Below are 25454 nucleotides of genomic sequence, written 5' to 3'. Positions count from 1 at the left end.
TCACTCGGCCACGGTCACCGTCGTGCCGACCTCGGCCCAGTCGTAGAGATGCTTCATCTCTGGTCCCGGAACGTGGACGCATCCGCGAGATCCCGCGGTCTTGAAGGCTTCGCGGTCGCCGAACGCCGTCTTCTGCCACGGTGCGTCGTGGAATCCGAAGTCACCGAAGAACGGCAGCCAGTAGCGAACATGGTCTCGGTAGCCGGGTCCGACGAGGTCCCGATTCGTCTCTCGGCTCTGAACGGTCCAGGTGCCGGTCGGCGTGCCGTCACCGCGCGCGACGTTCCCCGTCGTGACCGGTGACGACGACACCGGACGTCGCCCGTCGCACATCCACATGGCTTGCTGGGACAGACTGACGCGGATCAGTCGTCGTCCGGGCGCGTTGGTCCGGCACTCGGCACTTCCTGCTGCGCGAATGGCGGCGGGATCGGAGATCGTGCTCGCCGGAACCGCCGCGGCATGCGTGGCCGGCTGCACCGAGGCAGAGTTCGTGTTCCACGTCAGATGGAGAAGCAGCGCCACCGTCACCACCAGTGCCGCGGTCGCCAGGGCGAGCGGCGCCGCGTACCCGCGCACACCGCTGCGCAGTCGGTTGCCGCTCGCCACTTCCGCCACCCTGGTCTCCTCGCACTCGCGATGGCCCAGGGTAGCTATTCCGACTCCTGCTCGGATAGGACCTGCACCTCACGGACGCCGTCGATCTCGGCGAGAGCCGCGACCAACGCCTCCGTCCTCGCTCCCCCGGCCACCTCCAGGATCAGTGCGGCGGTGCCGTCGACTTCCACGTCCTGAGGCCGGGCCTGCCGTATCGTCCACCCGCCGCTGGTGATCGACTCGATGATCTGCCGCAGTAATCCGTGCCCGTCGGCGTAGGTGACTTCGATCTGCGATTCGGAGACCTGCCCGGGCAACAGTCGCGACAGGGCCCGCAGTCCATACGCCGTCACGAAGTGCAGCGCGGTCACCACCACGGCCAGCAGCCACAGGCCGGCGCCGGCCGCCATGCCGATCGCTGCGGTCTCCCACACTGAGGCCGCAGTCGTGAGGCCGCGCACCGCACCCCGGCGCGTCAGAATGATGCCCGCTCCAAGGAAGCCGATGCCCGACACCACCTGAGCGGCCACTCGCGACGGATCGACGACCACTTCGTCCGAAAGCACATTCATGAATCCGTACTTGCTGATCAGCATGAACAGTGCGGCGGAAGTGCCCACGATCGCCTGAGTGCGGAGCCCGGCACTGCGCCCGCGAAGCTGTCTCTCAAGCCCGATCAGCGCGCTGAGGACAAACGCGAGTACCAGCTCACCCACTTGGGGCCAGCCCTGCTGCTCCAACGCGTCAGCGAGTGCCATCGTCGTTCGACGGTACTCCCGGAGCAAGCGCACCGGAGTGGCGCTGAGAGATTCTGCCGACTGGTTCCACGTGAAACCGGCATCGGCACTCCCCGCGACGTCGTTACGCCCTCAGCTCGAGTCGGCGTCAAGCTACGCTGAGCCGCACCGTCAGGGAGTTCGACGAAGGGGGTCGGCCGTGGCTATGCCGGCATTGGGGCGAGCACGCAGCAAGGGCGGCGAGGTCGCGACCATCGAGTTGTTCTTCGACCTCGTCTACGTATTCGCGTTCAGCCAACTCGCATCGTTTTTCGCCGAGCACCTCACCGGCCGCGGGACCGTCGAGGTGATCGTCATGTTCGGCGGAGTCTGGTGGGTGTGGAACTACACCGCGTGGGCCACCAACTTCGTCGACCCAGCCCGCATCCCCGTCCGGATCCTGCTGGTCGTCCTCATGCTGTTGAGCCTGGTGATGGCCGCGTCCATCCCTGAGGCGTTCGGCGACCGAGGACCCCAGTTCGCCATCGCGCTGGCTGCGATGCAGGTGGTCAGGCCGTTGTTCATCGCGATTGCGATGCGCGGACAGCAGATCGGCCGCAATTACGCGCATCTGCTCGCATGGTCCGCCGTGGCCGCCGCGGTGTGGGTGATCGGCGCGTTCTGCGAACCCGACACCCGGCTGATCGTCTGGATCGTCGCCCTCGCCATCGACGTCGCCGCCCCGCTCCTGCGCACCTGGCTGCCGCGGTTCGGCGGAATCGACATGCGGATGTGGGAATTGACGCCCGCACATCTCGTGGAACGTAATCGGCTGATCTTCATCATCGCGCTCGGCGAGACGGTCCTTTCCATCGGGCGCGAGTTCATGCACATGGAATCGAGCCTGTACTCATTCGTTGCACTGGGGGTGGCGTTCGCCGTCCCGGTCGCCTTCTGGTGGCTGTATTTCGCCCACCATTCGGAGCGCACCGAACGACGGCTCGAAGAGGCCGACGATCCGACCGCCCTCGCCCGCGGAGGCTTCGCATATGCGCACGCCATCCTGGTCGGCGGCGTGATCGTGACCGCCGTCGGCACCGAGAAGATGCTCGCGCATCCCCACGATGAGACGACCACCGTCTACGCGCTGCTCCTCGCCGGTGGCCCGGCGCTGTTCTACATCGGCCTCGCGCTCTTCGTGGCGTCGATCGGCGGCCTGGACCGCTTCGAATCGACTGTCACGGCGTCAACCCTCGCCGTCCTGGCGGCAATCGGCGTTGTCGCCGCATCGACAGGTATCGAGCTCCTCGTGCTGGCCGCGCTGGTCGCTGCGATCCTCGCCGCCGGAGTCGCCTCCGCGTCCTGGCATCACCGGAACGACGCCGCGGTCGCGAAGTCCTGAGGCATTCGCACCCTCCCGTTTCCGCCGGCTGGCAGTCGCCGCACCCCACGTTTCGCGCAACCGCGACCCGGGAACCCCGTGCCCCAGGACATTGAACGGACACGGAAGGGAAGGGACCCGATGGTCTCGATACCGGCTCGATTGACGATGGCCTCACTGCGCGCGACGAGGAGCAAGAAGTTCTATGCAGACCCGGCGGTGATGACCGAGCGCCTCCCCCGGCACCAGCGCAAGAGCATGACCACGCCGCCGTGGCTGCCCACGGTGCAGGTCTCTCTCGAACACGTCGGCGACATGCGCTGCTACCGCATCGAACCGCGCGACGGTGCAGGCGACACCCGCATACTGCACCTTCATGGCGGTGGCTTCGTCGAGGAGCCGCAGCGCCATCATTGGCGGTTCCTCGCGTGGCTGGCGCGGGCCGCCGACGCCTCTGTGATCATGCCTATCTATCCGCTCTGCCCATCGGCGGATCACCGCACGATCATCCCGGCGGTGGCCGATGCGGCGCACACCTATCTAGCAGGCGCACCCGGGCCCACTGTGCTCTCGGGTGACTCCGCAGGCGGCCGACTGGCTCTCGAACTGTGCTGCGGTGATCGGAGATTGCGAACCGAACCGGACGCCGTCGTACTGCTCTCGCCATGGATTGATCTCACGGTCTCGATGCCGGAAGCCGACGCGATCGACCCCGATGATCCGGAACTCGGGATCGCCGGTCTGCGTCAAGCGGGACGGTGGTTCGCCGGGAACGCGCCGCCCACCGACTTCGGGCCCGTCGACGGCGAGCGACTCTCGGCGCTGCCCCCGACGATCGTCTTCACGGGCACACGCGACGTCCTCAACCCGGATGCCCGCGATTTCGTCGGCCGGGCGCGATCAGCAGGCGCCACGATCAGCCTCAAGGAGCATCCGGGCATGTTCCACAACTGGATCATGCACAAGATCCCGGAGGCCAGTCGGGCGCGCAGGGAACTCGAGGCCTTCATTTCCGAACGTCTCGAAGACGGAGGGTCGCACCTGCGGGGACGATCCACGACCTCGAAGGGGTCGATGCAGTGACTGTCAACGTGGTGGTCCCGGGCCTCAGCGACCGGCAGCGAGCCGAACTCGAGGCACTGCCCGGCGCCGACCAGATGCGGTTCCACAGTCTCCTGGACGTCGAGACGCTCACCGCCGCGCCTCATTTCGACCTCGAGTCGCTGCTCGACCGAGCCCGCGAAGAACTCGCGACGCTGGGCCGGGTGGACGCCATCGTCGCCCACTGGGACTTTCCGACCAGCATCCTGGTGCCGATCCTGGCCATGGAGAACTCGATACCGTCGCCCAGTCTCAAGAGCTTCCTGACGTGCGAACACAAGTACTGGTCTCGATTGATGCAGGCCGAGGCAGTACCCGAGTGCGTCCCGGATTTCGCGGCGTTCGACCCCTTCGACGACGACCCGCTGAGCGGAATCGAGGTGGCATTCCCGTTCTGGGTGAAGCCGGTGAAGTCGCACTCATCGCAACTAGGCTTCGAAATCCACGACGCTGACGAGTTCTACGAGGCGGTGGCCCAGATCCGCCGCGAGATCACGGTGATCGGCGACGCCTTCAATCAGGCGTTGGGCATGGTCGACCTACCTCCGGAGATCGAGCGCTTCAGCGGCAACAGCTGTCTTGCCGAGCAGATCATCTCGGGACGGCAGGTGGCGCCCGAAGGCTCAATGTACCGAGGAGAATTCATCACCCACGGCGTCTTCGACATGCGCAAGAGCTCCAACGGTCTCACCTTCGACCGACTGGACTACCCGGCGGGCTCGGTGGGCGACGAACTCATCGCCCGGATGCTCGACGTGAGCGAACGTTACCTGCGACACATCGGGTTCGACAACGGTTGCTTCAACGTCGAATTCATGTGGGACGACGAGATCGACAAACTCTGGGTGATCGAGGTCAACACACGAATCTCGCAGTCGCACAGTGAGCTGTTCCTGCGGGTGGACGGCACGTCGAACCACGAGTACGCCATCGATGTGGCTCTCGGGCGACGGCCCGAACCCGGCTCTCGGCGCGGCCCGTACCGGATGGCGTCCAAGTGTCTGCTCGGCCGCGCCGACGACGGGGTCGTGACGTCGACGCCGACCCAGCACGATCTGGCACGGCTGCGCGCAGAGGAACCGGGATGCACAGTCGAGGTGGATGTGCAGCCGGGCGATCGTCTCAGCGAACTGCCCAACCAAGACCCCTACCGCTACGTCCTGGCGACGGTGTACGTCGGCGGTCAGGAGGTGGACGATCTGGAGCAGGCCTACGAGCGAGCGTCGGAACTCTTGCCGTTCACGTTCGAGTGACCTACGGGGAGGATAGAGCATGGAGGTTGTCAACCGGTTCGACCGCCGCGTCGAAGTGATCGAGAACCTGTTCATCACGATGCATGACGGGACACGGCTCGCCGCCCGCGTGTGGATGCCGGAGGACGCGAACTCCGAACCGGTGCCCGCAGTGCTCGAGTACCTCCCGTACCGCAAGCGTGATGACACGCGTGAGCGTGACAGTCTGCATCACCCCTATATCGCCGGGCACGGATATGCGTCCGTGCGCGTCGACATCCGGGGCACCGGCGACTCCGACGGAGTGCTGCGGGACGAGTACCTGCCGAGCGAGCAGGAGGACGCCTGCGAAGTGATCGCCTGGCTCGCCGAGCAGCCCTGGTGCGACGGCAATGTCGGGATGATGGGCATCTCGTGGGGCGGTTTCAACAGCCTGCACGTTGCGGCGCGCCGACCACCGGCGCTGAGAGCGATCATCAGCGCATCCGCGACCGACGACCTCTACGTCGACAATATGCACTACATGGGCGGGTGCCTCCTCTCCGACAATCTCTCGGAGGCCACCGTCATGTTCGTCAATAACAGCCTCCCCCCGGATCCGGACATCGTCGGACCGCGGTGGCGCGAGATGTGGCGCGAACGACTGGAGGGCAGCGGTCTCTGGGCCGCGGAGTGGATCGAGCACCAGCATCGCGATGACTACTGGAAGCGCGCGTCCGTCTCGGAGGACTACTCACAGATCCAGGTGCCGGTGATGTCCGTCGGCGGCTGGGCCGACGGCTACACGAACGCCATCTTCCGCCTGCTGGAGAACCTCGACGTTCCGCGCAAGGGGCTCATCGGCCCGTGGGGTCATAAGTATCCGCACCTCGGTGTGCCCGGTCCGGCGATCGACTTCCTGAACGAGACCGTCCGGTGGTGGGATCACTGGCTCAAGGGCATCGACAACGGAGCGATGGACGGGCCGATGCTGCGGGCCTGGATGCAGGACAGCATCGCGCCGAACCCCGCGTACGACGAACGGCCGGGCCGCTGGGTCGGCGAGGACAGCTGGCCGTCGTCGCGCATCGACGATCGCGAGTACGTACTCACTCGATACACGCTCGACGACTTCGTCGACAGCACCGAGGTCCGGCCGCGACCGTTGGCGATCCTGTCGCCGCTGTCGGTCGGTGGATCGGGCGGGAAGTGGGCGTCGTACGCCGCGACGCCGGACCTCCCCACCGACCAGCGCGACGAGGACGGCGGCGCACTCGTGTTCGAGACAGAGCCGATGGCACACGACATGGAGATCCTGGGGCGACCGACGTTGAACGCGGCGGTTGAGGCGGACAAGCCGGTCGCTCAGATCGCGGCCCGTCTCTCCGACATCGCCCCGAACGGAGAGGCCACCCGCATCACCTACGGCCTCTGCAATCTCACGCACCGGAATTCGAGCGCTGCGCCGGAGCCTCTGGAACCGGGAACCAAATACCGAATCGACGTCGAACTCAACGGGCTGGCACAGCGTCTGCCCGCCGGGCACCGACTGCGGCTGTCGTTGTCCACCTCGTACTTCCCGCTCGCCTGGCCGCCGCCGGAGCCGGCGACCGTCACCGTCTACACCGGCGAATCCCGGCTCAGCGTCCCGGTGCGTCCTCCGCGTGACGCCGACGCCCTACTCAGGGACCTGGGTACGCCGAAGAGCGCGCCGCCGATGGCTCGCCGGAACCTGGAGTCGGGTCGGCACCATTGGCGCACCACCCGCGACCTCGCGTTCGGCACCACCACACTCGAGATCGAAGACGATCAGGGAACCACCCTGATCGAGGAGACCGACACCGCGGTGACGCGGTCGGCCACCGAGTGGTTCGAGTATCGGAACAACGACGTGACATCCGCGCGCGGTACCACGCGCACGGTCCGGCGTATCGAACGCGGCGACTGGCGTATCGAGGTGAAGACGCACACCGTGCTCTCTTCGACGAGCAACGAATTCATTCTGACCGCCGAACTCGATGCCTACGAGCTCGACGGTCGAGGCTCTCGTCGGGTGTACGCGGAGAGCTGGGATCGGCGGATTCCGCGTCGTCTCGTTTGATCTTGCGTCGAGCGGTCGTCTCCGAAGGCCCGGGCCGGCTGCGGAGCGATCAGGTCACCAGTGTGCGGCCGCGGCGCCAGGCGTCGCGGAAGGCGATCGACAATCGTTCCTCCACGGTCTGCTGGGCGCGCCTACCCGCGACCACCTCCTGCTCGCCGGGTTCGAAGGTGTCGAGGCCGGTTCGACGCACGTCTCCTGAAGGGCCTGCCTGTCCCTGCAGTTGCGCGAGATAGCGATGGATCGCGGCGTCGGCCGCTCCGAGCCGTTGCAGTCCGAGGAGGATGCCGGCGGACCTCGTCGAGGCGTTCACTTCCGCCGCGGTGGCACGGCCGACCGCAGCGCCGCGCCACGTCGGCCGTATTCGCACGCAATCGGTCAATACCAGCGAGCCGAGCGCCGCAGCCGGTGCCGTCGGCAGGTAAGCCAGATAGCCCGTGTCGAGCCCGAACGATTCGAGTACTCCGTCGAACACTTCCCGCTGCGACGACGAACCCCGCGGAGACAACAACGAGCCCACCGCGAAATAGTCGGCGAACTCCCGCAGATCGGCCACCTCGGCGAGATACCCGTCCAGCGCGAGAAAGGCGTCGCCGCCGGACGAGTGTGCGGGCTCGGTGCTCGGCACCCCGCGCGTCGAACTCCGAGCGCCGCAATACCTCGATGAGACCTTCGTGAAGAATCGATCTTCGAGGAGCAGGCGAATCTTCGTCAGATGCCGGTCCGAACAACGTTCCGAGTCGACCCCGTGCCACCCGCGGTAGTGGAGTTCGTGAAGAACCACGAGCGCGAGCATCGCGTCGTCGGACCACGCTTCGGAGAGACACACGATCCGGTCGTACGAGATGACCGCCGCTTCGCGGTTCCGCCGAAGGCAGTCGATCACCACGTCGGAGACCGGGCCTCGAGCGGGCGGGAGCAGCGGGCGATCGACCGATGACGCGGCCCTCATCGGACTGACGTGATCGTCGTGGCGACGGTTGAGCCCGTCGATGCCGTGCGCAGACCGTTGTGAACGACCACGTCGCGATCGGCGAGGCGACCGGAGGTCAATCGGCATCGAGCCGGCGATCCAGCATCCGATCCCAGTGCAGTAGAAGCCATATCGTCACTCCTGTCCACCTCGTCCCCGACACGGGGAACCTGGTGTCGGATACCCGACTGTGACGTGGATCAAACTCCGGGCCACAGGATGTTTGATCCCGGCCTCACGTGGGTATCCGTCCGGCATGAACAGCAGGCCGGACGCCGCGCGCAGAGATGCGGAGAAGCGCTGGGGCCACCCGAAGGACTTGAGGTCGCCGGCGCTGTTCCTCGGCGCCGTTGTGGTGATCGCCTTGGGTGTTCTGGTCGCCTTCGTGATCGGCGGCGGCGCCCCGATCGGTTTGGCGGCCGCCGTCCCCGGAGTCCTGGGGGTGGGCGGCCTCGTCGCTCTGGCGATGGCCTTCCATGCGTACCGCCGTGGACGCAGCTGGGTGGAGTGGCAGGGCGTCGGTTGGCTGCTGCTGACCATGATGCTGCCGGCGCTGATCCTGCCTTTCATGGCCGCCACGGCGCCCTGAACAACGGCTCGGGTGGATGATCGTGCCGGTGGAGTCGCTGTGCGGTACCGCTCGGTTGTCGCGCCGTTCGCCGGGATCCCGAGAATCTCCGAGACGTGGCCGAGGACTCCCACACCACTCGGTAGACGTGTGGTGATCCTGGCATCTCTCAGGAGTTCGGCGCACTCGACACCGCGAATTCCGGATGTGCAGTCTTCGCCCTGGGATGGTCACCCGTTGCCGGTGAGTGGTTCCACTGAGTCCGATCGTGCGCACCTACGGTGAAGCCGAACCGGCGGTTTATGAGAGGAAATGATGTCATCCAATTCACGCGAGGCGACGGCCACCATCATCGCGCAGAACGCCGCACTTCGAGAACGGCTTCCGTTCTCTGACACGCAGGATTTCGAGGACGCCAATCGCGGTCTGCTCGGCAAGCGCGTTCCGAATGCGATCAGGAACGCCGAGGGAACCGTGGTGTGGGACAACGACACCTACGACTTCCTGCAGGGCGAAGCCCCCGACACCGCGAATCCGAGCCTGTGGCGACAGTCGCAGCTGAACTCGATCCAGGGCCTCTTCGAAGTCGTTCCTGGGATCTACCAGGTTCGCGGGTTCGATCTTTCCAACGTCACTTTCATCGAGGGCGACACCGGTGTTCTGGTCCTCGACCCGCTGGTGACCGAGGAGACGGCCGCGGCCGCACTGGAGTTGTACCGCGAACACCGCGGCGACCGGCCCGTCACCGGCGTGCTCTACACCCATCCGCACGTCGACCACTTCGGCGGTGTTCGCGGCATCGTGAGTCAGGAGGACGTGGACTCGGGCCGAGTTCCGGTCATCGCCCCCGAGCACTTCACCGAGCACGCCGCGTCGGAGAACGTCTACGCGGGCACTGCCATGGCCCGCCGATCTGCGTACATGTTCGGCGCAGCCCTCGCTCGCGGCCCCCAGGGCGCCATCGGAACCGGTCTGGCGCAGACCGTCGCCACCGGCAACATCACTCTGATCGCGCCGACACTCGACATCACCACCACCGGCCAGGAAGAAGTCGTCGACGGCGTCCGAATGGTCTTCCAGATGGCCCCGGGCACCGAGGCGCCGGCCGAGTTCCTGGTCTACTTTCCCGAGCACAAGGCGCTGTGCGCGGCCGAGGACGCCACCCACACGCTCCACAACCTGCTGACTCTGCGTGGCGCGCTGGTGCGTGACCCGCATGCGTGGGCCGGATACCTGACCGAGACCATCGACCTGTGGGGCGGCGAGGCCGAGGTGGTCTTCGCCTCTCATCACTGGCCGACGTGGGGCAACGAGCGCGTGGTCAAGTTCCTCTCCGAGCAGCGCGACCTCTACGCCTACCTGCACGACCAGTCGCTGCGGCTGATCAACCAGGGCTGGACCGGAATCGAGATCGCCGAACACCTCGAACTCCCGCCCGTGCTGGAGAACGCCTGGCACGCGCGCGGCTACTACGGCTCGGTAAGCCACAATCTCAAGGCGATCTACCAGCGATACATGGGCTGGTACGACGGCAACCCGGCCCACCTCTGGCAGCATCCGCCGGTCGCGCAGGGCAAGCGCTACGTCAAGCTCGCGGGCGGCGCCGATGCGGCCGTAGCGAACGCCCAGGCGGCCTTCGACGAAGGTGACTTCCGATGGGCCGCGGAGGTCCTCAGTCACGTCGTGTTCGCCGAGCCCGACCACGCCGGGGCCCGCACCCTCCTGGCCGATACCTTCGAGCAGCTCGGCTACGGATGCGAGAACGGCGTGTGGCGCAACATCTACCTGTCCGGCGCCACCGAACTCCGCGAAGGCAAGTTCGGCACGCCGACCGTCTCGGCGTCGCCCGACGTGATCTCCGCGCTCACCCCTGAGATGCTCTTCGACGCCGTCGCGATCCAGATCAACGGTCCGCGCGCGTGGGACCTGAAGCTGAGCATCGACGTCGTGCTCACCGACGCCGACGTTCGCTACCGGCTCCGGCTGTCCAACGGCGCCCTGACCTACAGTTCCGCACCCCAGAGCGGTGACGCGGAGCTGACGATCACGACCACGAAGCAGGCGCTTCCGGTGCTCGCCACCGGAGCCCTCTCCGCCGACCGTCTCACCGAGGCGGGCATCGAACTCAGCGGTGACACGACGGTGCTGGAACGACTCGCCTCGGTCATCGATCCGGGCGACCCCGACTTCTCCATCGTCACGCCCTGATCCAACGCGGGGCGTTTGACCACGTCACTCCGGGGCAGTCACGAAAGCGGCGCGAGCGTGCAGGTGCACGCACAGGACTGCCCGCCTCCGCGTGCGGAGGTGGGCAGTCCTGGCAGTCTTGTGCGTGCTGCGACCAAGAGGATTCGCCCTACCGGTCTTGGGTCTCAAGCCATCGGGTGGTTAAAGGTCTCGGGCGTTTCCGGGGGTTAAAGGCCAAAATGTGTGTACAGATACGCTGGTTTCCGGTGTCTGACCTCGACTGACAGTGCGCCGGACATGCTTTGAAAGCATGTTCGGTGTCAGGTTCTCGGAATTCCCCCTCATGTGGTGTATGCGGCCGCAAGCTCGTCAAGAACGGAACCACCAGCGCCGGCCGCACCCGCTGGCGCTGCAAAGACTGCGGCGCCTCCAGCACCCAGAAACGCCCCGACATCACCCGCAAAGCCGAACTCACCGCGTTCCTCACCTGGCTCCTGCACGGCCGACAACCCGACCACATCAGCGCACGCACGTTCCGCCGATCACGCTCCTGGTGCTGGAACATCGAAGTCCCACCACCTGCACCCCCGACTGAGCCGGCCCAGGTATTGATGCTCGATGGCACCTACTTCCAATCCTGGTGCCTGCTGATCGCCTTCGACGGCACCCACGTCGTCGACTGGCAATGGTGCGACCGCGAGAAGAAGATCGCCTGGCAGCAAATCCTGCAACGCCAACCCGCCCCGCACGTCGCGGTCATCGACGGTGGCCGCGGCCTGCTCGCCGCGATCGCTGACGATTGGCCCACCACTCGAGTCCAGCGCTGCTACTTCCACATCTTCCAGACCGTGCGCCGCCACCACACCTTCAAACCCCGACTCGATGCTGCCCGTGAAATTGTCACTCTGACAACCGCTTTGATGAACATCCGCAATTCCGAGCAGGCCGTGCTCTGGCTTCAGGCCTACAACGACTGGGAAATCAAGCACGACCGATTCCTCCGGCACCGGACCTACGCCCGCCCGCACACTGTGCGCCCGAAGGGCGTCGCCGAGACCAGCACCTGGTGGTACACCCACCGCGACCTACGCAAGACCCGAGGACTGTTCCGGCGGCTGATCTCAGAAGAGCACCTGTTCACCTGGATCGACCCCCGCCTGACCGATGAAGAGCACCCCCTGCCGCGGACCACCTCACCGCTCGAAGGCGGCCCCAACAAAGGTCTCAAAGACCTGTTCCGCGCTCACCGAGGACTTCTGACCGAGCACGCCCGCCGAGCCGCCGAATGGAAGCTCAACAGCCTCACCGCCCACCCACACGATCCGTGGAGCCTGGTCCGCGAAGAGCACCACAACCCACCACCGCAGCGACCGAAGGAAACGCCCGTCGAGGACGAGCAGATCGGGCCCGCCGCCTACGACACAGGCTTCAACTGGGAAGACGGCAACGGCATCCAACACGGATGGGGAGGCCGAAACCGGTAAACCACCCGACGCCACGCCCGAACCGTACACACATTCTGGCCTTTAACCCACCCTTTAACCCTGAACCCCCCGGAAAAGCAATGAGTCGCGACATCGTGTGTAAACGATGTCGCGACTCATCACAACTGTGGGCGAAGGGGGACTTGAACCCCCACGTCCCGAAGGACACTGGCACCTGAAGCCAGCGCGTCTGCCATTCCGCCACTCGCCCGTGGCTGGTCGATCGAACGACCGGCGTCCGTGTGGACTTGAAAAAGATAGCACGCACACCCGGCCAAATGAAAAACCACGCCTTCACAGAGGTGATGACCTGCGACGACGCACCTTGGGGCCCGCCTGCCCCACCTGTTACTCCTGTGACGCCCGGTACAGGAGTCATTCACGAGTCTCCGTCATGTCTTTCCGGCCGGTAACATGTTGAGACAAGGTATGCACGTCGACACGCCAACCGAGGGAAAGGGCACGAGATCTCGTGGGTTTCTTTGACCGGATCGAGCGCAAGCTCGAGTCCGCCGTGGACGGCGGGTTCGCCCGGGTCTTCGGCGGCAAGGTCGCACCGCAGGAGATCGAGCACGCCCTGCAGCGGGAGGCCGAGACCTCGGCCGAAGACCTGGGCGACGGCGCGACCTTGGTGGCCAACAGCTACGTGGTGACGCTGAGCGACTCGGATCTTGATCACGTCGCAACCGAGTACGAACTGAACCGGAAGATCTTCTCGCGCCATTTGGAGGACTTCATCCGGGACAATGGGTGGCAGACTTACGGGTCTGTCGTCGTAGAGTTCGAACAAGCGCCGTCGTTGCACACCGGTCAGTTCCACACTCGTGGCGTCGTCGACCCCGACGTCGCGCCACGACCACTGGCACAGCGCCGTGCGCCGGCGGAGCAGCAGCCGACATACCGACCTGAAAGTCTCGACCGAGGAGCCCGAGCCATGACAAATCCCCCCGGAAACGACCAGGGCGGCCAGAACTACGGCTACGCCCCGCAGGGCGATCCGAACTACCCGCAGTACGACTACAACCAGCAGGGCGGGTATCCGCAGCAGGGTCAGGAACCGCAGCAGCCGTACGGCCAGCAGCCGCAGTACGATCAGGGCGGCTACGACCAGCAGGCATACGGACAGCAACAGGCGCAGCAGTACCCGCAGCAGCCGGCCGATCAGGGCTACGGCCAGCAGTACGACTACAACCAGCAGCCCGGCTACGCCCAGCAGCCCCCGTACGACCAGCAGGGTTACGACCAGGGCCAGCAGGGTTACGGCCAGCAGCCGCAGTACGACCAGGGCGGCTACGACCAGCAGTACGCGCAGCCGGGCTACGGCCAGCCGCAGTACGGACAGCCCGCGTACGACCAGCAGTACGCTCCGCAGCAGCCGCCCTACGAGCAGCAGGGGTACGCTCCGGCCGCCTACGGTCAGCCGGCCGGCTACGCGCCGTCGGCCATCACCCTCGTGCTGGAGGACGGCAGCAACCGCACCTTCTCCCTGCGGCAGGGCTCCAATGTGGTCGGCCGCGGTCAGGACGCGCAGTTCCGCCTGCCCGACACCGGCGTCTCGCGCCGCCATGTCGAGATCCGCTGGGACGGTCAGACCGCCATGCTGACCGACCTCAACTCGACCAACGGAACCACCGTCAACGACCTGCAGGTCAGCAGCTGGGAGCTCGCCGACGGCGACCGCATCCGGCTCGGCCACTCGGACATCACCGTCCGGTTCCAGTAGTAGTTTCCGCATAAGATGCTCATCGGGTGACTGCACGGTCACCCGACCGTTGAATGCATCCGGGGGTACGAGGAACCGGATACCCGTCTGTGAGGGAGGTGATGGGAGTAGATGCAGGGCATCCTGCTGCAGGTGATCCGATTCGGATTCCTCATCCTGCTCTGGCTTTTCGTGTACGCCATCATCCGGGCGATGCGCGCCGATCTGGCCGCGGCCGGTGGCGCACGGATGCCGTTGACCTCCGGACGAGCCGAGCGCAAGCAGCGGGCCGCGCGATCCCGCGGTACCGCGCGCTATCTGGTGGTGACGGCGGGCGCTCTCGCCAACACCCGCATCACCCTCGGCACGCAACCGGTCCTGATCGGGCGGGCCGACGATTCCACGCTGGTTCTCACCGACGATTACGCCTCAGAGCGTCATGCGCGCATCTCTCCGCGCGGTGACGACTGGTATGTCGAAGACCTCGGTTCGACGAACGGCACGTACCTCGACCGTGCCAAGGTGACCACCGCCGTCCGCGCTCCGATCAACACACCGATCCGGGTCGGCAAGACCGTGATTGAGTTACGCCCGTGACCCTAGTGCTGCGCTACATCGCGCGGAGCGACCGCGGCCTGGTCCGCTCGAACAACGAAGACTCCGTCTACGCCGGCGCGCGACTCCTCGCGCTGGCCGACGGCATGGGCGGTCACGCGGCGGGCGAGGTCGCCAGCCAACTGGTGATCCAGGCGCTGCGACCGCTCGACAACGACGAGCCCGGCGGCGATCTCCTGTCAGCACTCGAACGCGCCACCGCCGACGGCAACGCGGCCATCGCCGAGCAAGTCGCCAAGCAACCCGAACTCGACGGCATGGGCACCACGCTCACCGCCATCCTCTTCGCCGGCAGCCGGATCGGCCTGTGCCATGTCGGCGACTCCCGCGGCTACCTGTACCGCGACGGCCAGCTGAGCCAGATCACGCGTGACGACACCTTCGTCCAGAGTCTGGTCGACGAAGGCCGGATCACCCCCGAACAGGCTCACAGCCACCCGCAGCGCTCCCTGATCATGCGCGCCCTGACGGGGCAGGCCGTGGAACCGACGCTCATCATGCGCGAAGCCCGGGCCGGCGACCGCTACCTGCTCTGCAGCGACGGGCTGTCGGACGTCGTCAGCGAAGAGACGCTGGCCGATACCCTCGGTTCCATCGAAGACCACAAGGCCTGCGCCGACCGGCTGATCGAGCTGGCACTGCGCAGCGGCGGTCCGGACAACGTGACCGTCGTGGTGGCCGACGTCGTCGACGACGAGTACGGCGACTCGACGCCGATCGTCGGCGGCGCCGCGGGCGAGGACGATTCCGCGGGATACGTCCCCAATCCGGCCACGGCGGCCGGTCGCGCGGCCGCCCTCCGCCCGCCCGCACCCGCACCGGCGCGCCCGACCATCACCGCCACCGAACCCGAGCCCGCCAAGAAGGCGAGCTGGCGCTGGCCGGTCCTCATCATCGCGGTCCTCGCGATCATCGGACTTCTGGTGACCGCGTTCTTCGTGGTGCGGTCGAAGGCGATGGCGAGCACCTTCGTCACCGCGGTCGACGGCAACGTCGAGATCTACTCCGGAACCCCCGACAACCTGCTGTTCTTCACAGTGCGGGCGCCGAAGGAGCGGGTCTGCGTCGACGACCTGACCGCCGACTCGCCGACCGTCCGGTTCCAGCCGTCCGACTCGACCGCGTCGTGCACGCCGATGAAGGTCGACGACCTCACCGGTATCGGCCGCAGCGCCGTGACCTCCAACAGCATCAAGAACAACTCACTCGAGAGCACCCGGGACCGCGTCCGCGGACTCGAGTTCCTGCCCAAGTGCGCACCGCCCGAGCCGCCGGCGACTCCCAAGCCCGAAGCACCCAAGCCGGGCGAGCCGCGGTCGGAGACGCCCAGGCCCGAGACGTCGAAGCCGGAGGCCCCGAAACCCAGCGGTGCGCCGAAGTCCGGTGAGACCTCGTCTGCGCTCATTCCTACGGTCGGTGCGGACGGCCACAACACCTGCAGGAGCGACGGATGACGTCGGCTCCACCTGTCCACGCACCTCCCGCTCCGCGGCCCAAGAGCGCGGGACGGCGCACCGAGCTGGTGCTGCTCTCGTTCGCGGTCTTCGTGGTCTTCGCGGCGCTGTTGACGGTTCAGGCCGCGCAGGACCAGACCCTCAGCTGGGATCTGGTCAAGTACGTCGCGGCCTTCATCGCGCTCTTCGGCGTCGCGCACCTGGCGATCCGCCGGTTCGCTCCCTACGCCGATCCGCTGCTGCTGCCGTGCGTGGCCCTGCTCAACGGCCTCGGCCTGGTGATGATCCACCGTCTGGACCTGGGATCGTCACGGCACGACGAAGTCGTCAAGGCCGACGAGGTGACCCACAACGCCGACCAGCAGTTGCTGTGGGCGGTCCTCGGCATCGTCGCGTTCTGCGTCACCCTGATGGTGGTGCGCGACCATCGGACGCTGTCGCGCTACGCGTACACCCTGGGTGTCAGCGGGCTGATCTTCCTCGCCATCCCGGCGATCCTGCCCGCGTCGATGGCCGAGGTCAACGGCTCGCGGAACTGGATCATCCTCCCCGGATTCAGCATCCAGCCGGGTGAGTTCTCGAAGATCCTCATCATCATCTTCAGCGCGGCGTTCCTGGTGTCCCGGCGCGACCTGTTCACCACTGCGGGCAAGCAGTTCGCCGGCATCGACTTCCCCCGCCTGCGCGACCTCGGTCCGCTGCTGGCGGCGTGGGTGATCGCGATCGGCGTCCTCGCGCTCGAGAACGACCTCGGCACGCCGTTGCTGATCTTCGCGACGGTGCTGACGATGCTGTACATCGCCACCTCGCGGGTGAGCTGGCTGATGCTGGGCGTCACGCTGTTCGCCCTCGGCGCCACGGTGGCCTACCAGCTGTTCGAGCACCTCCGGATCCGCGTATCCATCTGGCAGGACCCGTTCGCGCAGTATGACACGTACGGATATCAGATCGCGCAGAGCCTGTTCGGCTTCGCGACGGGCGGCATGTTCGGCACCGGACTCGGTTCCGGGCGTCCCAACATCGTGCCGTTCGCCAACACCGACTTCATCCTGACCTCGTTCGGCGAGGAACTCGGACTGGTCGGCGTGGCGGCGATCCTGATGCTCTACCTGATCGTCACGATCCGCGGACTCCGCGCGGCAGTCGCCGTCCGCGACAGCTTCGGCAAGTTGCTCGCCGCCGGCCTGAGCTTCACGATCGTCTTCCAGGTCTTCGTCGTCCTGGGCGGCGTCTCCAAGCTGATCCCGCTCACCGGTCTGACGACGCCGTTCCTGGCCTACGGCGGCTCGTCGCTGCTGGCGAACTACATCCTCCTGGCACTGCTGATCCGGGTCTCGAACGCCTCGCGCGAGCCCGACGTTCCGAAGCCGCGCCCGAGCCGTCCGGTCGACGCGATGGCCACCCGGGCGGTGCGTCGCCAGTGAACCGTCCCATTCAGAAGGTCGCCATCGCCTGCATCGTCATGATCGTGGCCCTGCTCGCCAACGTGACCTACGTGCAGGTCTTCAAGGCCGACAAGCTCCGCACCGACACGCGCAACTCACGTGTCCTGCTCGACGAGTACGCGCGTCAGCGCGGCGTGATCGTGGCCGCGGACGGCACAGTGCTCGCGGAATCGGTCCCCACCGACAACCGCTTCAAGTACCTGCGCCAGTACCCGAACGATCCGACGACGTTCGCCCCGGTCACCGGCTACTTCTCGTTCGTGTACCGGGCCGACCGCGGCATCGAGTACGCCGAGGACTCGATCCTCAACGGCAACGACGACCGCCTCTTCACCCAGCGGTTCATGGACATGTTCTCCGGCCGCGATCCGCGCGGCGGCAACGTCGTGACGACCATCGACCCGAAGCTGCAGCGAGTGGCCTACCGCGAACTCACCGACGCCGGCTGCGAGGGGCCGTGCCGCGGCGCGGTGGTCGCGCTCGAACCGAGCACCGGCAAGATCCTCGCGCTCGCGTCCACTCCCAGCTACGACCCGAACGCGCTGGCCACCCAGGACTTCAGCAAGGCCGAGAAGGCGTGGGAGAAGTTCAACGCGGAGGGGAACGACGATCCGCTGACCAATCGTGCGATCAACGCGCTGTATCCGCCGGGTTCGACCTTCAAAGTGGTCACCACTGCGACCGCGCTCAAGGCCGGGGTGTCGCCGGACGCACGGCTGACGTCGTCGTCGGTCATCACGCTTCCCGACAGCACCGCGACCCTCTCGAACGACAGCGGCAGCACGTGTCCCGGCGCCTCGAACGGCACGGTGACCCTGACGCAGGCCTTCGAGTACTCGTGCAACACCGCCTTCGCCCAGCTGATGACCGAGAAGGTGCCGGGTGACGCGTCGGAGGAGTTCACCGCCACGGCCAAGCAGTTCGGCGTCGGCGAGGATCCCCCGGGGATTCCGATGGACGTCGCGAAGTCGACCGTCGGCGACATCGGCGACGATCGGGCCGCGCTGGCGCAGTCGGCGATCGGACAGCGCGATGTGCGGCTGACCGTCCTGGAGAACGCGGAGATCGCCGCGACCGTCGCCAACGGCGGCGTCCGCATGCGCCCGTATCTCGTCGACAAGCTGCAGACCGCCGACCTGCGGACCATCTCCACCACGGCGCCGTCGGCGTTCAACCGGCCGCTGACGGCCGAGGAGGCCGATCAGATCACCGACATGATGGTGAAGTCGGAGCAGCACACGTCCGGCGCCCAGGCGGGCATCGCGTCCAAGACGGGCACCGCAGAGCATTCGGACACGGCCGGCGGAGGTGAGACGCCGTACGCCTGGTACATCGCGTTCTCGCCGAGTTCGAACGCACGGATCGCGGTCGCGGTCATCATTGAAAACGGCAATAGGGGACAGAATTCGTACGGCGGCCTCGCAGCGGCCCCGATCGGACGCGCTGTCATCAACGCATACGCGGGAGGTGCTCGATGAGCCTGCAGAACGGCACCATCATCGCCGACCGGTACCGACTGGTCCGGTTGATCGCCACTGGTGGCATGGGCCAGGTCTGGGAAGCCCTGGACACACGTCTCGGCCGCCGGGTGGCGGTCAAGGTGCTCAAGGCCGAGTACTCCAACGATTCGGAGTTCCTCGGCCGGTTCCGCACCGAAGCGCAGACCACCGCGCGGCTCAACGATCCGGGCATCGCCAACGTCTTCGACTACGGCGAGACCCCCGATCGCAACGGCGGCGACCCGCTGGCCTACCTGGTGATGGAACTCGTCGACGGTGAGCCGCTGAACTCGGTGATCGCCCGGATGGGCCACCTCTCGCTGCCGCACACCCTCGACATGCTGGAGCAGACCGGCCGCGCACTGCAGGCCGCGCACACGGCGGGTCTCGTGCACCGCGACGTGAAGCCGGGCAACATCCTCATCACGCCCACCGGTCAGGTCAAGATCACCGACTTCGGCATCGCCAAGGCGGTCGACGCCGCGCCCGTCACCCAGACGGGCATGGTGATGGGCACCGCCCAGTACATCTCTCCGGAGCAGGCCACCGGGGGCGAGGCGACCGCCGCATCGGACGTGTACTCGCTCGGCGTAGTGGGATACGAGGCGCTCACCGGCCGCAGGCCCTTCCTGGGCGACGGTGCCATCACCGTCGCGATGAAGCACATTCAGGAGCCTCCGCCGCCGCTGCCGCAGAACCTGCCGGCACCGGTGCGTGAACTCATCGAGATCACGCTGTCGAAGGACCCCGCGCAGCGGTATGCGACCGGCGGCGAGTTCGCCGACGCCGTCGCCGCGGTCCGCGCGGGCAACCGTCCGCCGATTCCCCGGAGCGCTCTCGGCGCCGCCGGAGTCGCCGCCGCTGCCGCGGCACCGCGCCCGTCGACCCGTGCGATGACTTCGCCCGGCCAGCAGCAGCCGCCGCAGACCGGCGTCTCGACGGCCGCCACGCCGGTCGACGACGGCGGATGGAGCACCACGCACAAGGTGCTCACGGCGGTGGCCGCACTGCTGCTGCTCGCAGCCATCGCGCTCGTCGCCTACTGGCTCACCACCAGCCCTCGCACGCCCACCGCACCGACGCCCTCGTCTTCGCACGTCACCACCACGGTGACCGAGCGGGAGACCACGACCGACGAGACCACAACCCGGACTCGTGAGACGACGTCGGACACGCCCACGACCACCACCACCGAGGAGCCCACCACCACCGAGGAGCCGACGACGACCTCCGAGGAGCCGACGACGGAGGAGCCGACGACGCGGCCGTTGTTCCCCCCGATCACGATTCCGGGCCTGCCCGGCGGCGGGGGGTGAGCGATCATGATCGATCCGCACTATCTCTCTGACCGCTACGAGCTGGGTGAGACACTCGGTTTCGGCGGTATGTCCGAGGTGCAGTTCGCGCGCGACCTGCTGCTGCACCGTGACGTGGCCATCAAGGTCCTGCGTGCCGATCTCGCCCGGGACCCCACGTTCTATCTGCGGTTCCGCCGCGAAGCGCAGAACGCCGCGAAGCTGAACCACCCGAGCATCGTGCAGGTCTTCGACACCGGCGAAGCGGAGACCGACGAGGGCCCGCTGCCGTTCATCGTCATGGAGTACGTGGAGGGTGAGACTCTGCGGGATCTGCTGCGCTCGTCGGGACACATCGCGCAGAAGCAGGCGATGACCTGGATGGCCGACGTGGCCGCGGCCATGGACTTCTCGCACCGGAACAACATCGTCCACCGCGACATGAAGCCGGCCAACGTGATGATCGACCGCACGGGCGCGGTGAAAGTGATGGACTTCGGCATCGCCCGCGCCATGGACGATACGTCGGCGACCATGACGCAGACGTCCGCGGTGATGGGGACGGCGCAGTACCTCTCGCCCGAGCAGGCGCGCGGCATCAAGGTCGATCCCCGCAGCGACATCTACTCGATGGGCTGCGTGCTGTTCGAACTCGTCACCGGAGAACCGCCGTTCACCGGTGACTCCCCGATCGCCGTCGCCCACCAGCACGTGCACGAGGATCCGCGGCGCCCGTCGTCGATCCGGCCGGAGATCACCCCCGAACTCGATTCGGTGATCATGAAGGCGATGAGCAAGAACCCGGCCAACCGGTACCAGACCGCGGCCGATTTCCGCGCCGACCTCATCAAGGTCCTCGCCGGCGGCAAACCGTCCGCGCCGATGCTGCTGACCGACGAGGAGCAGACCGCCCTCATCGAGTCGCCGCGCCTCGCGGTGCGCAACGAGACCCTGCCCAGCCGTCGCGGAACCGGAGACGACGGCGATGAGGAGGAGACCGGAGGACGCGGCGGTCTGCTGCGGCGCGGGCGCGTGCAGGTGGCGATCGCTATCGCTGCGATCGTCGTGCTCCTGATCAGTCTGTTCGCGTGGTCGCCGTGGAAGACCACGGCGCCGCTCATCGCCGTTCCGAAAGTCGCCGGCCTGGCCGCCGACGCCGCACAGGCGAACCTGGAGCAGGCCGGCTTCACGGTGAAGCGGACCGAGGAGGCCAGCACCGACATCGCGGCGGGCCTGGCCACCCGGACGGCGCCCGGCGACGACGTCCCGACCCCCAAGGGCTCCGAGGTGACGCTGTACATCTCGTCCGGGCCCCAGCGACAGCCCATCCCCGATCTGCGCGGCAAATCCGCCGACGAGGCCACCGAAGCTCTCAAGGTGCTCGGATTCACCGAGGTGAAGACGCAGAACTCCGAATCCACGGTCGCGCTCAAGGACAAGGTGGTCCGGACCAATCCGCGCACGGGCATTCCCGCGGCGGTGAACGCACCGGTGATCCTGTACATCGGTACCGGCCCCAAGGAGGTCACCCTTCCGGACCTGCGCGGCCAGACTTCCGGCCAGGCCCAGAACGTGCTCGACCAGCTCCAACTGGAGATGAAGACCGTGCAGGTCGATTCCGAGCTTCCGGCGGGACAGGTGGTCAGCACCTCGCCCAACCCCGGAGCGACGGTGGAGGTCGGCAGCGTGATCCAGGTTCAGGTCTCGCGCGGCAACATGTTCGTGATGCCGGATCTGCGCGGCAAGAGTCTCGAGGACGCCCAGCGGGCGCTCGAGGACGCGGGCTGGGAGCCGAACACTCTCAGCTCCAGCGAGCGCGGCGTCGGTCTCGCCAGCAAGGACGACGGCAAGGTCATCTCGCAGAGCCCGGCCGCGGGCAGCAAGCTGCGCAAGAACGCGACGGTGTCGGTGGTCATCGGCCGGGCGAGCCTGCTCCCCGGCTGACCGGGACGCCGGCTACTCGGCGCCGGCCAGCGCCTTCGCCATCTGATCTTCGAGTTCGGCGACCCTGCCCTCGGGAACTGTGAGGCCGCAGATCCGGAGCCAGTTCGCCAGCATCCGGTGACCGCCCTGCGTCAGCACGCTCTCCGGGTGGAACTGCACTCCGTGGATCGGCAGCTCCCGGTGCCGCATCGCCATGACGATGCCGGTCTCGGTGCGGCCGGTCACCTCCAGTTCATCCGGGATCGTCTCCGGTGCCACCGTCAGCGAGTGGTACCGGGTCGCGACGAAGGGCTGCGGCAGTCCCTCCAGCACACCCACGCCGTCGTGCAAGACGAGCGAGGTCTTGCCGTGAAGGAGTTCGGGTGCCCGGGTGACGGTGGCGCCGAACGCCTCCCCGATCGCCTGGTGGCCGAGGCAGACGCCCAGGATCGGGGTGCCCGCGGCAGCCGCGACCGGAATGATCGGCTCGGTGGCACCCGCACGGTCGGGGGTTCCGGGCCCGGGGCTCAGCAGGATTCCGTCGAATTCGCCGACCACCTTCTGCAGGTCGGCCAGCTGCTCGTCGTCGTTGCGCCACACGACGGCATCCACACCCAGCTGACCCAGATACTGGACCAGGTTGTAGACGAAGCTGTCGTAGTTGTCGATGACGAGGATGCGCACGTCGTCCAGATTAACGGGTTCCCCACCTGGGCTTCGACTCAGTTACCGTAGACATATGCCTAAGTCAAAAGTCCGGAAGAAGACCGACTACACCATCAACACCGCGAGCCGCACTCCGGTGAAGGTGAAGGCGGGACCGTCCGGCCTCTGGTACCAGATCGTCATGTTCGGCCTGATGCTCATCGGTCTGGTCTGGTTGATGGTGTACTACCTCGGCGCGTCGACGGCGAAGTACTCGGCGCTCGACTGGATGACCTCGCTCGGCCCGTGGAACATGCTGATCGGATTCGGCTTCATGGTCGTCGGCCTGTTGATGACCATGGGTTGGCGCTGACCGCTGCCGAAACGACGAAGTCCCAGGTCGCGACTGCCGCTGCCGAAATGACACACATGTTATTCATCCCCACTGTGGATAGATCCTGTGGATAACAACGACTTGGCTGTGCATGAACAGTGGGCGACGCCGCTTCCCGCCGCCCTCGCACTCGTGGGAGCGGGCCTCGCGCTGGGCGCCGCGGCGGCCGCGTCGTACGCCGAACCGCCCGCGATGGTCTTCATCGGGCTGGCCGCGGTGGCGTTGATCGTCTCCGGCGCGGTCTCCCTGCTCCGCAGACCGCGGCTGGTCCTGCTCGACGGTCCGGAGTTGGAAGTGCGAACGCTCCGGGGAACCGTCCGCCTCGGATCAGGCGATATCGCCGCGGTGTCGGTGCTGACCACGCGGCGGATCGTGGGACGCAGCCGCCAACTGGTGATCGACCTGCCGGACGACCGCCTGCTGGTGTTCGGCCGGTGGGATCTCGGCGAGGAGCCGGCAGCCGTGGCCGAGAAGCTGCGCGCCGCGGGCCTGCCGGTGAAGAACTCGACGAACTGAGAGCCGAAGCGCTCAGCCGATGGCTGCGGCGAACCCGGTTCCGATCGCCAGCGCGATCACGAGAAGCGCCGCGAGACCGATCCACCCGACGCGCGTGACCTGCTGATACGTCCGCTTCTCGGGCGGCAGTACCTTGACCGGGAGCCAGATGATCGCGGCCGCGCTCGCCGCTCCGAAGACGAAACCGCCGAAGTGCGCCCAGATCGAGATACCCGGAATGCTGAGCGAGAGCACCACGTTCAGCACTATCACCGTGATCAGCGTGGTCGCGGGCAGTTTGAGCCGGATGACCACGATCAGCAGCGCACCCAGAAGTCCGTAGATCGCACCCGACGCGCCGGCGGTCGCAGCGAGTTCCGGACCCAGCGCCACCACCGCCGCACTGCCGCCGAAGAGGCCGATCAGGTAGACCGCGAGATAGCGGGCCGGACCGAGGACGCGTTCGAGATCGGCGCCGATCAGGTACAGCGAGATCATGTTCATCGCCACATGCAGGATCGACCAGTGCAGAAAGCCGGAAGTCAGCAGTCGCCAGTACTCGTTCTCGAGACCGAGTCCGGTGACCAGGGCGCCCTGCTGCATGATGCTCGACTTCAGGAGCAGGTTCGACGTCCCGCCCGCCTGCAGCACCACAGCGATGAACGCCGCCAGATTCACCGCGATGAGACCGTACGTGACGATCGGTCTGCGGGCAGCGGCCGAGGCGTCGACGACGGGAGCGTCGGTCCGTACACGGGCGGTGGCGTTGGCCTCGTTCACACAGTCGACGCAGTGCTGCCCGACGGAGGCGGGCCGGAGGCAGTCCGGACAGGCCGACCGCCCGCAGCGTGTGCAGGACAGCGCTGTCGGGCGGTCGGGGTGCCGGTAACAGGTCTGGGTCAAGTTCAGCTGAGCTCGACGCTCTCGATCACGACGGCGTCGACCGGACGGTCCATGCGGTCGGTCGCGGTGGTCGCGATCGCGTCGACGACGGCCTGCGACGCCGGGTCCTTGACCTCGCCGAAGATGGTGTGGCGACGGTTCAGGTGCGGGGTCGGGCCGACGGTGATGAAGAACTGCGAGCCGTTGGTGCCGGGTCCCGCGTTGGCCATCGCGAGCAGGTACGGGCGGTCGAACTGGAGCTCCGGGTGGAACTCGTCCTTGAACTGGTAGCCCGGGCCGCCGCGGCCGGTGCCGGTCGGGTCGCCGCCCTGGATCATGAATCCGTCGATCACACGGTGGAAGACGGCGCCGTCGTAGAACGGCCCGCTGGTGCCGCCCTTCGCGTTCTGGGTGGAGTACTCCTTGGAGCCGTCGGCCAGCCCGACGAAGTTCTCGACGGTCACGGGCGCGTGGTTGGGGAAGAGTTCGATGACGATGTCGCCGCGATTGGTGTGCAGGGTCGCGGTCTTGTTCTGCTCACTCACACGCTCCATGAAACCACGTCGGCGCCGACCGTGACCGGCAGTGGCGTGCACCGGGTGCCTCCTGGCACGCTGGACGGATGCCGAACAAACTCCTGGTCGCCCTCGCCTCCACGCTGCTTCTCCTGCTGACCGCCATCACCGTGGTGCTGCGTCGGTCGCGGACCGCGCATCCGCCCGTCGCCGCCGCGGTACCGCGTATCGAAGACGTGCGCGGGAGCGGTGACTGACCGCCGACAGGTAATTT

23 protein-coding genes and 1 tRNA gene are annotated in these 25454 nt (G+C 66.9%); 17 read left to right on the top strand and 7 right to left on the bottom strand.

What is annotated here, in order from left to right:
- The gene (locus tag P5P27_RS19475; protein ID WP_278125632.1) at window positions 1-618 is read right to left on the bottom strand and encodes a L,D-transpeptidase; all 618 of its coding nucleotides are present in this window, start codon (window positions 616-618) and stop codon (window positions 1-3) included.
- A 35-nt stretch (window positions 619-653) separates the two neighbouring features.
- The gene (locus P5P27_RS19470) at window positions 654-1355 is read right to left on the bottom strand and encodes an MgtC/SapB family protein (protein ID WP_006897925.1); all 702 of its coding nucleotides are present in this window, start codon (window positions 1353-1355) and stop codon (window positions 654-656) included.
- A 184-nt stretch (window positions 1356-1539) separates the two neighbouring features.
- On the opposite strand from P5P27_RS19470, the gene P5P27_RS19465 reads away from it, so the two are divergent.
- The 4 genes from P5P27_RS19465 (at window position 1540) to P5P27_RS19450 (ending at window position 7107) form a co-directional block, all read left to right on the top strand.
- Window positions 1540-2715, top strand: coding sequence for a low temperature requirement protein A (locus P5P27_RS19465; protein WP_006897924.1), 1176 nt, complete (start codon window positions 1540-1542; stop codon window positions 2713-2715).
- 120 nt (window positions 2716-2835) lie between these two features.
- Complete coding sequence (locus tag P5P27_RS19460) at window positions 2836-3777, top strand: alpha/beta hydrolase (protein WP_006897923.1); 942 nt, start codon at window positions 2836-2838, stop codon at window positions 3775-3777.
- The gene (locus P5P27_RS19455; RefSeq protein ID WP_006897922.1) at window positions 3774-5048 is read left to right on the top strand and encodes an ATP-grasp domain-containing protein; all 1275 of its coding nucleotides are present in this window, start codon (window positions 3774-3776) and stop codon (window positions 5046-5048) included. Before P5P27_RS19460 ends, P5P27_RS19455 begins: the two co-directional genes overlap by 4 nt.
- 19 nt (window positions 5049-5067) lie before the next feature.
- On the top strand, window positions 5068-7107 hold the full coding sequence (locus P5P27_RS19450; RefSeq protein WP_278125630.1) for a CocE/NonD family hydrolase: 2040 nt from the start codon (window positions 5068-5070) through the stop codon (window positions 7105-7107).
- A 49-nt stretch (window positions 7108-7156) separates the two neighbouring features.
- Here P5P27_RS19450 and P5P27_RS19445 read toward each other — a convergent pair whose 3' ends face one another.
- Window positions 7157-8056, bottom strand: coding sequence for a heme oxygenase-like domain-containing protein (locus P5P27_RS19445; RefSeq protein WP_278125629.1), 900 nt, complete (start codon window positions 8054-8056; stop codon window positions 7157-7159).
- Window positions 8057-8333: 277 nt separating this feature from the next.
- On the opposite strand from P5P27_RS19445, the gene P5P27_RS19440 reads away from it, so the two are divergent.
- The 3 genes from P5P27_RS19440 to P5P27_RS19430 all read left to right on the top strand — a co-directional run bounded on the left by P5P27_RS19440 (window position 8334) and on the right by P5P27_RS19430 (window position 12316).
- A complete protein-coding gene (locus P5P27_RS19440; RefSeq protein ID WP_278125627.1) occupies window positions 8334-8666 on the top strand; it encodes a hypothetical protein in 333 nt (110 codons plus the stop codon).
- Window positions 8667-8960: 294 nt separating this feature from the next.
- Window positions 8961-10853: an alkyl/aryl-sulfatase gene (locus P5P27_RS19435; RefSeq protein ID WP_423201240.1), complete on the top strand. Its 1893-nt coding sequence runs from the start codon at window positions 8961-8963 to the stop codon at window positions 10851-10853.
- 296 nt (window positions 10854-11149) lie between these two features.
- A complete protein-coding gene (locus tag P5P27_RS19430) occupies window positions 11150-12316 on the top strand; it encodes an IS1249 family transposase (RefSeq protein WP_006898367.1) in 1167 nt (388 codons plus the stop codon).
- Window positions 12317-12444: 128 nt separating this feature from the next.
- Here P5P27_RS19430 and P5P27_RS19425 read toward each other — a convergent pair.
- Window positions 12445-12527: transfer RNA gene (locus P5P27_RS19425), tRNA-Leu, on the bottom strand.
- Window positions 12528-12788: 261 nt separating this feature from the next.
- Here P5P27_RS19425 and P5P27_RS19420 point away from each other — a divergent pair.
- The 7 genes from P5P27_RS19420 (at window position 12789) to pknB (ending at window position 22270) form a co-directional block, all read left to right on the top strand.
- Entirely contained in the window at window positions 12789-14039 is a 1251-nt protein-coding gene (locus P5P27_RS19420) for a DUF3662 and FHA domain-containing protein (RefSeq protein WP_006896816.1), read from the top strand.
- 111 nt (window positions 14040-14150) lie between these two features.
- The gene (locus P5P27_RS19415) at window positions 14151-14615 is read left to right on the top strand and encodes an FHA domain-containing protein FhaB/FipA (protein ID WP_006896815.1); all 465 of its coding nucleotides are present in this window, start codon (window positions 14151-14153) and stop codon (window positions 14613-14615) included.
- The gene (locus P5P27_RS19410; protein ID WP_278125621.1) at window positions 14612-16087 is read left to right on the top strand and encodes a PP2C family protein-serine/threonine phosphatase; all 1476 of its coding nucleotides are present in this window, start codon (window positions 14612-14614) and stop codon (window positions 16085-16087) included. The genes P5P27_RS19415 and P5P27_RS19410 overlap by 4 nt, the downstream gene beginning before the upstream one ends.
- Window positions 16084-17511, top strand: a complete 1428-nt coding sequence (locus tag P5P27_RS19405; protein ID WP_006896813.1) for an FtsW/RodA/SpoVE family cell cycle protein — start codon at window positions 16084-16086, stop codon at window positions 17509-17511. Before P5P27_RS19410 ends, P5P27_RS19405 begins: the two co-directional genes overlap by 4 nt.
- On the top strand, window positions 17508-19010 hold the full coding sequence (locus P5P27_RS19400; RefSeq protein ID WP_006896812.1) for a peptidoglycan D,D-transpeptidase FtsI family protein: 1503 nt from the start codon (window positions 17508-17510) through the stop codon (window positions 19008-19010). Before P5P27_RS19405 ends, P5P27_RS19400 begins: the two co-directional genes overlap by 4 nt.
- Window positions 19007-20347, top strand: a complete 1341-nt coding sequence (locus P5P27_RS19395; protein WP_222110798.1) for a protein kinase domain-containing protein — start codon at window positions 19007-19009, stop codon at window positions 20345-20347. The genes P5P27_RS19400 and P5P27_RS19395 overlap by 4 nt, the downstream gene beginning before the upstream one ends.
- A 6-nt stretch (window positions 20348-20353) precedes the next feature.
- On the top strand, window positions 20354-22270 hold the full coding sequence (gene pknB, locus P5P27_RS19390) for a Stk1 family PASTA domain-containing Ser/Thr kinase (RefSeq protein WP_006896810.1): 1917 nt from the start codon (window positions 20354-20356) through the stop codon (window positions 22268-22270).
- Window positions 22271-22282: 12 nt separating this feature from the next.
- On the opposite strand, the gene P5P27_RS19385 is transcribed toward pknB, so the two are convergent.
- Complete coding sequence (locus P5P27_RS19385) at window positions 22283-22933, bottom strand: aminodeoxychorismate/anthranilate synthase component II (RefSeq protein ID WP_006896809.1); 651 nt, start codon at window positions 22931-22933, stop codon at window positions 22283-22285.
- A gap of 55 nt (window positions 22934-22988) precedes the next feature.
- On the opposite strand from P5P27_RS19385, the gene crgA reads away from it, so the two are divergent.
- A complete protein-coding gene (gene crgA / locus P5P27_RS19380) occupies window positions 22989-23267 on the top strand; it encodes a cell division protein CrgA (RefSeq protein ID WP_006896808.1) in 279 nt (92 codons plus the stop codon).
- A 108-nt stretch (window positions 23268-23375) separates the two neighbouring features.
- Window positions 23376-23804, top strand: a complete 429-nt coding sequence (locus P5P27_RS19375) for a PH domain-containing protein (protein WP_278125613.1) — start codon at window positions 23376-23378, stop codon at window positions 23802-23804.
- Window positions 23805-23816: 12 nt separating this feature from the next.
- On the opposite strand, the gene P5P27_RS19370 is transcribed toward P5P27_RS19375, so the two are convergent.
- Window positions 23817-24563: a rhomboid family intramembrane serine protease gene (locus P5P27_RS19370; RefSeq protein WP_278125611.1), complete on the bottom strand. Its 747-nt coding sequence runs from the start codon at window positions 24561-24563 to the stop codon at window positions 23817-23819.
- 125 nt (window positions 24564-24688) lie between these two features.
- Complete coding sequence (locus tag P5P27_RS19365) at window positions 24689-25219, bottom strand: peptidylprolyl isomerase (RefSeq protein ID WP_006896805.1); 531 nt, start codon at window positions 25217-25219, stop codon at window positions 24689-24691.
- Between the two features lie 68 nt (window positions 25220-25287).
- On the opposite strand from P5P27_RS19365, the gene P5P27_RS19360 reads away from it, so the two are divergent.
- Window positions 25288-25437, top strand: a complete 150-nt coding sequence (locus P5P27_RS19360) for a hypothetical protein (RefSeq protein ID WP_169317717.1) — start codon at window positions 25288-25290, stop codon at window positions 25435-25437.
- Window positions 25438-25454: the final 17 nt, after the last annotated feature.

This window comes from Gordonia sihwensis (assembly GCF_029632925.1).
Classification (GTDB): domain Bacteria; phylum Actinomycetota; class Actinomycetes; order Mycobacteriales; family Mycobacteriaceae; genus Gordonia; species Gordonia sihwensis.
The sequence above is the reverse complement of the archived record's forward strand: the minus strand, read 5'-3'. Positions and strand labels throughout refer to the sequence as shown.

Coding starts and splice junctions, on each gene's coding strand:
- P5P27_RS19445 (WP_278125629.1), bottom strand. CDS start 8,056: ATGAGGGCCGCGTCATCGGTCGATCGCCCGCTGCTCCCGCCCGCTCGA.
- P5P27_RS19450 (WP_278125630.1), top strand. CDS start 5,068: ATGGAGGTTGTCAACCGGTTCGACCGCCGCGTCGAAGTGATCGAGAAC.
- P5P27_RS19365 (WP_006896805.1), bottom strand. CDS start 25,219: ATGGAGCGTGTGAGTGAGCAGAACAAGACCGCGACCCTGCACACCAAT.
- crgA (WP_006896808.1), top strand. CDS start 22,989: ATGCCTAAGTCAAAAGTCCGGAAGAAGACCGACTACACCATCAACACC.
- P5P27_RS19435 (WP_423201240.1), top strand. CDS start 8,961: ATGTCATCCAATTCACGCGAGGCGACGGCCACCATCATCGCGCAGAAC.
- P5P27_RS19460 (WP_006897923.1), top strand. CDS start 2,836: ATGGTCTCGATACCGGCTCGATTGACGATGGCCTCACTGCGCGCGACG.
- P5P27_RS19395 (WP_222110798.1), top strand. CDS start 19,007: ATGAGCCTGCAGAACGGCACCATCATCGCCGACCGGTACCGACTGGTC.
- P5P27_RS19360 (WP_169317717.1), top strand. CDS start 25,288: ATGCCGAACAAACTCCTGGTCGCCCTCGCCTCCACGCTGCTTCTCCTG.
- pknB (WP_006896810.1), top strand. CDS start 20,354: ATGATCGATCCGCACTATCTCTCTGACCGCTACGAGCTGGGTGAGACA.
- P5P27_RS19465 (WP_006897924.1), top strand. CDS start 1,540: ATGCCGGCATTGGGGCGAGCACGCAGCAAGGGCGGCGAGGTCGCGACC.
- P5P27_RS19470 (WP_006897925.1), bottom strand. CDS start 1,355: ATGGCACTCGCTGACGCGTTGGAGCAGCAGGGCTGGCCCCAAGTGGGT.
- P5P27_RS19405 (WP_006896813.1), top strand. CDS start 16,084: ATGACGTCGGCTCCACCTGTCCACGCACCTCCCGCTCCGCGGCCCAAG.
- P5P27_RS19440 (WP_278125627.1), top strand. CDS start 8,334: ATGAACAGCAGGCCGGACGCCGCGCGCAGAGATGCGGAGAAGCGCTGG.
- P5P27_RS19415 (WP_006896815.1), top strand. CDS start 14,151: ATGCAGGGCATCCTGCTGCAGGTGATCCGATTCGGATTCCTCATCCTG.